This is a genomic window from Nocardia sp. NPDC057227 (assembly GCF_042669725.1).
GTDB classification, from domain to species: domain Bacteria; phylum Actinomycetota; class Actinomycetes; order Mycobacteriales; family Mycobacteriaceae; genus Nocardia; species Nocardia asteroides_A.
In genome coordinates this window covers 163,672-173,705 of the sequence record NZ_JBHUXA010000014.1, presented here as the reverse complement: position 1 = coordinate 173,705, position 10,034 = coordinate 163,672, and the positions used below count along the sequence as shown (strand labels likewise).

General features: G+C 75.0%; 1 protein-coding gene (running past one end of the window). It reads left to right on the top strand.

Going from position 1 to position 10,034, the window contains the following annotated elements:
- Positions 1 to 110 precede the first annotated feature (110 nt).
- Positions 111 to 10,034, top strand: the 5' portion of a protein-coding gene (locus ACFUJ1_RS20580) for an amino acid adenylation domain-containing protein (protein WP_378647795.1). Its footprint extends 4,953 nt past the window's final position; only the first 9,924 of its 14,877 coding nucleotides appear in the window; its start codon is at positions 111 to 113; the stop codon falls past the right edge of the window.

Here is a 10,034-nt window from a genome sequence, read left to right as displayed (position 1 = left end):
CCTACAACAAGGCCGCCAAGGCCTGAGCGCGTCGGCGACGCGGCCCGGGCCCGGGGTATAGGGGGGCCCAACCGCCGCGGGGGGGCGGGGGGGCGGGGCCGGCCGCCGCCATGTCCCCCCGCGGGGGCACCCCCCGCGCGCCCCCCCGGGGGGCCCCGAGGCTCTCCGCCGACCTGGACTGCCCGCTCGGGGTCCGCGACCTGTTCACCGCGACGACGGTGCGTGGGCTCGCGGAGCTCGTCGAGCGGGCGGGCGGATCCGGCGGCGCGCCCGGTGTCGCGCAGCTGCGGGCGCGGCAACGGCCGCCGCTGGTTCCGTTGTCCCCCGCGCAGCGGCGCATCTGGTTCCTGAACCGGTTCGAGCGCGGCGGCGCGGGGTACAACATGCCCTTCGTGCTGCGGCTCACCGGCACGGTCGAGCCGGATGCGCTGCGCGCCGCGGTGACCGACCTGGTCACCAGGCACGAGGTGCTGCGCACCGTCTTCCCGGCCGCCGAGGAGCCGTCGCCCGCCCACCAGCTGGTGCTCGACCCGGCGCCCATGCTGGACGCGCCGGTGCCGGTGACCGCCGACGAGCTGGACGGCAGGCTCGCCGCCGCGGCTGCGACCGGCTTCGACCTGACCCGCGAGATCCCCTTCCGGGCAACGCTCTTCGCCGTCGACGACGATTCGTTCGCGCTGCTCGTCGTGCTGCACCACATCGCCGCCGACGGCCTCTCGCTGCGGGTCCTCGCCCGCGACCTCGCGCACGCCTACAGCGCCCGGCTGACCGGTGCCGCGTCGGCCGCGCCGCCGCTCGCGGTGCAGTACGCCGACTACAGCCTCTGGCAGCACGAACTCGACCGCGGCGGGCAGCTGGCCTACTGGACCGATCAGCTGGCCGGGCTGCCCGACTCGCTCGCGCTGCCCACCGACCGCCCGCGCCCCGCGATCGCCTCCGGCCGCGGCGGCACGCACCGGCTGCCGGTGTCCGCCGGGCTGGCCGCCGCCATCGGCGAATTCGCCGCGGCGCACGGGGTCTCCACCTTCATGGTGTGGCACGCCGCGCTCGCCGTGCTGCTCGCCCGGTTCGCCGGGGCCGACGACATCGCCATCGGCACCCCGGTCGCCGGGCGCGGCCACCGCGCGCTGGACGACCTGGTCGGCATGTTCGTGAACACCCTGGTGCTGCGCACCGCGGTCGACCCGGCCATGCCCTTCGCCGAATTGCTCCGCACGGTGCGCGATACCGACCTCGCCGCCTTCGGCCACGCCGACGTGCCGTTCGAGCAGCTCGTCGAGGTCATCGACCCGCCGCGGTCGCAGGCGCGGCACCCGCTCTTCCAGGTGCTGCTCGCCTTCGACAACGCGACGGCAATCACACTGGAACTGCCCGGCGCGCAGGTGCGCGCCAGTACCCTGGACACGGGAGTCACCAAATTCGACCTCCAGCTCACCATCTCGGCGAGCCGGAGGGAGCGCCCGGTCGGTGCCGAGCTCGGGGAAGGTTCGGCACCGGCCGAGGTAGCAGCCGAAATCTCGTACGCGACGGAGCTCTTCGACCGCGCGACGATCGAGGGGCTGGCCGGGGCGCTGGTCATGCTGCTGCGCGCCGTGCTCGCCGACCCGGCGGTTCCCGTCGGCGACCTGCCGGTGCTGGACGCCACCGAGCGCGGCCGGATCGCCGCGCTCGGCACGGCTCCCGCGCTCGCCGCCCCCGGCACCGTGCTGGAGCCGCTCGCCGCGCAGGCGCTGCGCACCCCTGGCGCCCCCGCCGTCACCGATGGCGCGCGCACCCTGAGCTACGCGGACTTCGCCGCCGAGACCGCCCGGCTGGCCCGCGCGCTGATCGCGGCCGGGGTCGGGCCGGAGACCAGGGTGGTGCTCGGTATGCGCCGCTCGCTGGAGTTCGTGGTTGCCGCGCACGCCGTGCTGGTGGCCGGTGGCGCGTATGTCCCGGTCGATCCGGATCAGCCTGCCGCGCGGCTGGCCACCGTGCTCGCCGAAGCCGCGCCGATCTGCGTGCTGACCAGGGCAGCCGACGGGTGGGCAGTGCCGGACGAGCTGCCGGTGCCGACCAAGGATCGTGGCCGGTGCGGGCCGGGCGAGCTGCCGGTGCCGACCGGGGATGATGGCCGGGGGACGCCGAGGGAACTGCCGGTGCTCATCGTCGACGACCCCGGGCACGCCGCCTACACCGACACCCCGGTGACCGACGCCGACCGGCTGCGGCCGCTGCGGCCGGAGCACGCCGCGTACCTGATCTTCACCTCCGGCTCCACCGGGCGGCCAAAGGGCGTCACCGTGACGCACGCCGGGCTGGCCGCCCAGATCGCCTGGATCGCCGCCGAGTACGCGCTGGACGCGGCCGACACCGTGCTCTTCAAGACCCCAGCGACCTTCGACGTCTCGGTGTGGGAGCTGTTCGCCCCGCTCACCAGGGGTGCGCGCGTTGTCGTCGCGGCGCACGACGGGCACCGGGACACCGGGTACCTGGCCGCGGTCATCGCCGAGTACGGCATCACCGCGACGTCGTTCGTGCCGTCCATGCTCACCGCCTTCGCCGAGGCGGCCCCGGCCGGGACGCTCGGCTCGCTGCGGCTGGTGCTGGTCGCCGGCGAGGCCATGACCGGGGCGGCGGCCGCCGCCTTCGGCGCGGTGAGCACCGCCGCGCTGCACAACCTCTACGGCCCCACCGAGTTCACCGTGCACGCCACCTTCGCGCCGGTGCAGGCAGCCGCGACCGGGCCGGTGCCGATCGGGCGCCCGGTGCCCGGCAGCACCGCGCTGGTGCTGGACCGCAGGCTGCGCCCGGTGCCGGACAACGTGGTCGGCGAGCTGTACCTGAGCGGTACCCAGCTGGCCCGCGGCTACCACGGCCGGGCCGCGCTCACCGCGGAGCGGTTCGTCGCCGGTCCCGCCGGGACGCGGCTCTACCGGACCGGTGACCTGGTGCGCCGCAACCGCTCCGGCGAGCTGGAGTACCTCGGCCGCGCCGACTTCCAGGTGAAGCTGCGCGGGCAGCGGCTGGAGCTGGGCGAGGTCGAGGCCGCGCTGGCCGCGCAGCCCGAGGTGCGCGCGGCCGCCGCCGGGGTGTACACGCACGCCGCCGGTGAGCTGCTGGTCGCGTGGGTGGTGTGCACGGTCCCCGACCCCGCCGCGGTGCTGGAGCAGCGGCTGCGCGAGCTGCTTCCCTCGTACATGGTGCCCGGCGCCTTCGTCCTGCTGGACGCGCTCCCGCTCTCCGCCGCGGGCAAGCTCGACCGGCGCGCGCTGCCGGAGCCGGAGCTCACCGTCGCCGCCTTCCGCGCCCCGGAGACCGCGATCGAGCGCACCGTGGCCGCGGTCTTCGGCGAGGTGCTCGGGCTGGAGCGGGTCGGGCTGGACGACGACCTCTTCGCGCTCGGCGGCAACTCGCTGGTCGCGACCAGGATCGCGGCCCGGATCGCGGCCCGGCTCGAACTCGACGTCCCGGTGCGCGCGCTCTTCGACCTGCCGACGGTCGGCGCGCTGGCCCGCGGGCTGGCCGAGCGCGGTGCGGTGCGGCGGCTGCCCGCCCCCGTGGCCGTGCTGCGGCCGGAGCCGCTGCCGCTCTCCTACGCGCAGCAGCGGCTGTGGTTCCTCGACCGGTTCGACAGCGAGTCGGTGGCGAACACCCTGGTCGCCGCCTTCCGGCTGGACGGCGAGCTGGACGAGGCCGCGCTGCGCGCCGCGGTCGGTGACCTGCTGGCCAGGCACGAGGCGCTGCGCACCCGCTACCCGGCGGTGGACGGGGTCGGCTGCCAGCAGATCCTGCCGCCGGACCCGGCGCGGGTGCCGGTGACGGTCGAGCAGGTGGAGGGCAACGCGGTCCGGCGGCGGGTGCGGGCGCTGGCCGCCGAGCCGTTCGCGCTGGACCGCGAGGCGCCGGTGCGGTTCGCGGTGCTGCGGGTCGGTGCGGAGCGGGCGGTGCTGGTCGTCGCGCTGCACCACATCGCGGCGGACGGCTGGTCCATCCCGCCGCTCACCCGGGATCTGTTGCAGGCGTACGCCGCCAGGGTCGGCGGCGGTGAGCCCGGGTTCACCCCGCTGCCGCTGCAGTACGCCGACTTCACGGTCTGGCAGCACACCGTGCTCGGCAGCGCCGACGACCCGGAATCGCCGCTCGCGGAGCAGCTCCGGTTCTGGCGCGGCGAGCTTGCCGGGCTCCCGGACGAGCTCGGGCTGCGCACCGACCGGCCGCGCCCCGCGGTCGCCTCCGGCCGCGGCGCCAGGCACGCCTTCACCGTGGACGCGGCGACCGCGGGCGCGCTGCGCGAGCTGGCCGCGGCCACCGGGACCACGCTCTTCATGGCGCTGCAGGCGGCCTTCGCGGCGCTGCTGGCCCGGCTCACCGGCGGCACCGACATCGCGCTCGGCACGCCGGTGGCGGGGCGGGCCGACGCGGCGCTGGACGACGTGGTCGGCATGTTCGTGAACACCCTGGTGCTGCGCACCGCGGTCGACCCGGCGGCGGGCTTCACGGCCCTGCTCGCCGCGGTCCGCGACGGTGACCTGCGCGCCTTCGCGCACGCCGACATCCCGTTCGAGCGGCTGGTCGAGGCGCTGAGCCCGGAGCGAACCACCGGGCGGCACCCGCTCTTCCAGGTCATGCTCGACCTGCGCCAGGAGCCGCCCGCCGTGCCCGCGCTGCCCGGGCTCGCGGTCGAGCCGCTCGACATCGACACGGCCACCGCGAAGTTCGACCTCCAGCTGACGGTCACCGAGCGGGCGGACGGCCCGCTGCCCGCCGTGCTCGAATACGCCACCGACCTGTACGACGGGGGGACGGTCGGCGCCCTCGCTTCGCGGCTGACCCTGCTGCTGCGCGCCCTGGTCGCCGAGCCGGAGCGGGCGGTCGGCGATCTGCCGCTGCTGGCCGCGGGCGAGACCGAGCGCGTGCTGCGCACCTGGAACGACACGGACTTCCCGGTGGACCCGGACGCCACCCTGGTCTCGATGTTCGAGGCGCAGGCGGCGGCGACGCCCGAGGCGCCCGCGGTCACCTTCGAGGGCGAGACGCTGAGTTACGCGGAGTTCGCGGGGCGGGTGCACCGGACGGCGCGGGCGCTCGTCGCGCACGGGGTCGGGCCGGAGGTCGTGGTCGGGATCGCGCTGCCGCGCGGGGTCGACCTGGTGGTCGCGCTGTACGCGGTGCTCGCCGCGGGCGGGGCGTACCTGCCGATCGATCCGGAGCATCCGGCGGAGCGGATCGCCGGGGTGCTGGGGACGGCGCGGGCGAAGTTCGTGCTCGTCCGGGGTGGGTTGCCCGTCGATTCGCTCGGCACGCGCCTGCTCGACCTGGGCTCGCTCGAACTCGGGTCCCACTCGGACGCACCGCTCGGCGAGGTGGGGCTGCGGGCGGCGAATACCGCGTACGTCATCTTCACCTCCGGTTCCACCGGCCGCCCGAAGGGTGTCGCGGTGTCGCATGCCGCGATCGTGAACCGCCTGGTGTGGATGCAGGAGGAGTACGGGCTGGACCGGTTCGACGTGGTGCTGCAGAAGACGCCGGCCACCTTCGACGTGTCGGTGTGGGAGTTCTTCTGGCCGCTGCAGACCGGGGCGCGGCTGGTGGTCGCGAAGCCGGACGGGCACCGCGACCCCGCCTACCTGGCCGAGGTGATCGTGGCCGAGCAGGTGACGACGGTGCACTTCGTGCCGTCCATGCTCGCGGTCTTCGTGGCCGAGGACCGGCTCGGGGACTTCTCCGACCTGCGCAATGTGTTCTCCTCCGGGGAGGTGCTGCCCGCGCCGGTGGCGCGGAAGCTGCTCGACTCGACCAGTGCCTGGCTGCACAACCTCTACGGGCCGACCGAGGCCGCGGTGGACGTGACGTACCACGAGGTCACCGAGGCGGACACGGCTGCCGTTCCGATCGGCTCGCCGGTCTTCAACACCCGCGTGTACGTGCTGGACGCGCGGCTGCGGCCGGTGCCGGTCGGCGTGCCCGGCGAGCTGTACCTGGCGGGTGCGCAGCTGGCGCGGGGGTACGTGGGGCGGGGTGAGCTGACGGCGGAGCGGTTCGTCGCCGACCCGTTCGGCGGGCCGGGGGCGCGGATGTACCGCACCGGTGATCTGGCCGCCTGGCGCGGCGACGGTGCGCTGGAGTACCTGGGGCGCACGGATTTCCAGGTCAAGCTGCGCGGGCAGCGGATCGAGCTGGGCGAGATCGAGGCCGTGCTGCGGGCGGACGCCGCGGTGGCGCAGGCCGCCGTGCTGCTGCGCGGGGAGCACCTGGTCGCGTACGCGGTGCCGGGCCGGGACGGGCACCTCGACCCGGTCGCGGTGCGGGCTTCGGTCGCCGAGCGACTACCGGCCGCGCTGGTTCCGGCCGCCGTCGTCGTGCTGGACGCGTTGCCGCTCAGCGGTTCCGGGAAACTGGATCGGCGGGCGCTGCCCGACCCGGAGTTCGGCGGGGCGGCCGGGTACCGGGCGCCGCGCGGGGTCGCGGAGGAGGCGGCCGCGGCTGCCTTCACCGAGGTGCTCGGGCTGGGGTCGGTCGGGGCGGACGACGATTTCTTCGCGCTCGGCGGGAACTCGCTGAGCGCCACCCGGGTCGTGGCCCGGCTCGGGGCCGCGCTCGACGCGACGCTGCCGGTGCGCATGCTCTTCGAGGCGCCGACCGTGGCGGGGCTGGCCGCGCGGGCCGCGCGGCATCGCGGGGAGGGGGCGCGGCCGCCGGTGGTCCGGGTCGCGCGGCCGGGGCGGATTCCGCTGACCGCGGCGCAGCGGCGCATGTGGTTCGTGAACCGGTATCTCGACGGGGCGGACACGCTCAATACGGTGCCGCTGGCGCTGCACCTGCGCGGTGTGATCGACCGGGGTGCGCTGGAGGCGGCGCTCGGGGATGTGGTCGAGCGGCACGAGGTGCTGCGGACTATTTATCCGGATGGGCCGGATGGGCCCGAGCAGTTGGTGGTGCCCGATGCCCGGGTCGCGCTGCGGGTCCTGAGCGGGGCGGATGTTGCGCGCGGCGCGGGGAACGAATCCGATGGCGCTCGGGGCGGCGAACCTGCGGTGGATAGTGCGCGAGGTGCGGCGCCCGGGTCCGGTGGTGCGGGGGGCGGGGCTCGGGGCACGGTGAGCGGGGCGCCGGACTCCGGGATCTCGGCTCTTGTCGCCGAGGCCGCGTTCGATCTGACCACCGATCTGCCGGTGCGGGCGGCGCTGGTGCGGACCGCGCCGGACGAGCACGTCCTGCTGGTGATCGTGCATCACATCGCGTGCGACGGATTCTCCCTCGCACCGCTGGCCGCCGACCTGACCAGTGCGTACGCCGCCAGGGCTGCCGGAAGGGAGCCGGGGCTGGCGCCGCTTCCGGTGCAGTACGCCGACTACGCGCTCTGGCAGGAGGCGCAGCGGGCGCACCCGGAGACCGAGCGGCAGCTCGACTACTGGCAGCAGCGGCTGGCCGCGCTGCCCGAGCAGCTCGAGCTGCCCGCGGACCGGCCGCGGCCCGCCGCCGCCTCGCACCGGGGTGCGGTGCACCACCTGTACATCGACTCCGACCTGCACGGCGAGCTCGGTGAGCTGGCTCGGAAGCGGGAGAGCACGCTCTTCGGGACGGTGCACGCGGCGCTCGCCGTGCTGCTCGCCCGGCTCTCCGGGAGCGCCGATATCGCCGTCGGCACGCCGGTGGCGGGACGCGGCGATGCCGCGCTCGACCCCATGGTCGGCATGTTCGTGAACACGCTGGTGCTGCGGAGCACGGTCGACGTGCGCGACCGGTTCGAGGCGGTGCTGGACGCCGTGCGCACCGGCGATCTGGACGATCTCTCCCGGCCGGACGCCGCCTTCGAGGAGCTGGTGGAGCGGCTGGCGCCGGCCCGGACCGCGGATCGGCACCCGCTCTTCCAGGTGGCGCTGAGCTTCCAGAACTTCACGCCGCCGGTGCTGGAGTTGCCCGGGCTCACCGTCGCGCCGTACCCGGTCGCGCCGGCGGTGGCGAAGTTCGATCTGCAGTTCACCGTGGTCGAGGCGTACGACGCGGATGGTCGTGCGGGTGGAATGGATGTGGAGATCGTCTACGCCACCGACCTTTTCGACGCCGGGACCGTGCAGGTGCTCGGGCGGCGGTTCGCGCAGGTGCTGGCGGCAGCGGCGGCGGATCCGACCGTTGTGGTCGGGGATATCCAGCTGCTCAGTGCCGAGGAGCAGGAGCTCGCGCTGCGTGCGTGGGCTGTTTCCGCGCCGGTTGCCGAGGTCGCGAGCGATACGCTCGTTTCCCGGTTCGCGCGGGCGGCTTCGGCTGCCGACGCGGTGGCTGTGCGGCACGGGTCGTCGGAGTTGAGTTTCGGGGAGTTGGCGGCTCGGGCGCGGCAGCTCGCCCGGCGGTTGATCGCCGCGGGGGCGGGGCCGGAGACGCTGGTCGCGGTCGCGCTTCCGCGTTCGGCGGAGCTGATCGTCGCGCTGCTCGCGGTTCTCGAAGCCGGTGCCGCCTATCTTCCGGTCGATCCCGGGTACCCCGCCGACCGCATCGCCTACGTCCTCGACGACGCCGCCCCCATCTGCGCCGTCACGTCGCCGGACGCCGGGCTGCCCGCGGACTGGTTCGCCGGGCCGGTCATCGATGTCACCGGCACCCTGCTGTCCGGCGCCGACCGGACCGGCACCGGGCCGATCACCGACGCGGAGCGGCGGGCGCCGCTGCGCCCGGACCATCCGGCGTACGTCATCTACACCTCGGGGTCGACCGGCAGGCCGAAGGGCGTCGTGGTTCCGCATCGGGCGGTGCTGCGGCTCCTCGACAACACCAGGGAGCTGTTCGACTTCGGGCCGTCCGACGTCTGGACGATGTTCCACTCGTACGCCTTCGACTTCTCGGTCTGGGAGATCTGGGGCGCGCTCCTGCACGGTGCGCGCGTCGTGGTGGTCGACCACTTCGTTGCCCGCTCCCCGCAGCAGTTCCGCGAGCTGCTGCGCGCCGAAGGGGTGACGGTGCTGAACCAGACCCCGTCCGCCTTCTACCAGCTGATCGCCGCCGACCTGGCCGAACCGCAGGCGCCGAACGCGCTGCGCGCGGTCATCTTCGGCGGTGAGGCGCTGGAGCCGTCGCGGCTGCGCGAGTGGCAGGGGCGGTATCCGGAGCAGCCCGCGCTGGTGAACATGTACGGCATCACCGAGACGACGGTGCACGTCACGCACCGCGTCCTGGCGCCGGGGGCGACCGGTGTCATCGGCAGCGCCCTGCCCGGATTGACCGTGCGGCTGCTGGACGAGCGGCTGCGGCCGGTGCCCGCCGGGGTGCCGGGGGAGATCTACGTCTCCGGCCTGCAGCTCTCGCGCGGGTACCTGAACCGGGGCGGGCTCACGGCGAGCCGCTTCGTCGCCGACCCGTACGCGGGTGACGGTACAAGGGCGTACCGCTCCGGTGACCTGGCGCGGTGGACCGCCACCGGTGACCTGGAGTACCTCGGGCGGGCGGATCAGCAGGTCAACCTGCGGGGATTCCGGATCGAGCTGGGGGAGATCGAGGCGCAGCTGGTGCGCGCGCCAGGGGTGCGCGAGGCCGCGGTGATCGTGCGGCACGATCTGGCCGACGAGGGCGCCGTTGTCGGTTACGTCGTGCCGGAGGCCGCTCGCGAGGTCGCGCTGGATCTCGGTGCGCTGCGGCAGGCGCTGGCCTCGGTGCTTCCGGAGCACATGGTTCCGGCGGCGCTGGTCGAGGTCGAGCGGATTCCGTTGACGGTCAACGGGAAGCTGGATCGGGCGGCGCTGCCCGCGCCGGTGTTCGAGGCGGCCGGGTACCGGGCGCCGAGCGGGCACGCGGAGCAGATCGTCGCCGCGGTGTACGCCGAGGTGCTCGGGCTGGAGCGGGCGGGCGCGGACGACGACTTCTTCGCGCTCGGCGGCAGCTCATTGCTGGCCGCCAAGGTGGCGGCCAGGGTCGGGGCCGCGCTGGACCGGGCGGTCGGGGTGCGCACGCTCTTCGAGGCGCCGCGCGTCGCCGACCTCGCGCGGGCGGTCGTGGCCGGTGCCGAGGAGCGGCGCCCCGCGCTCGTCGCGGGGGAGCGCCCCGCGCGGATTCCGCTCTCG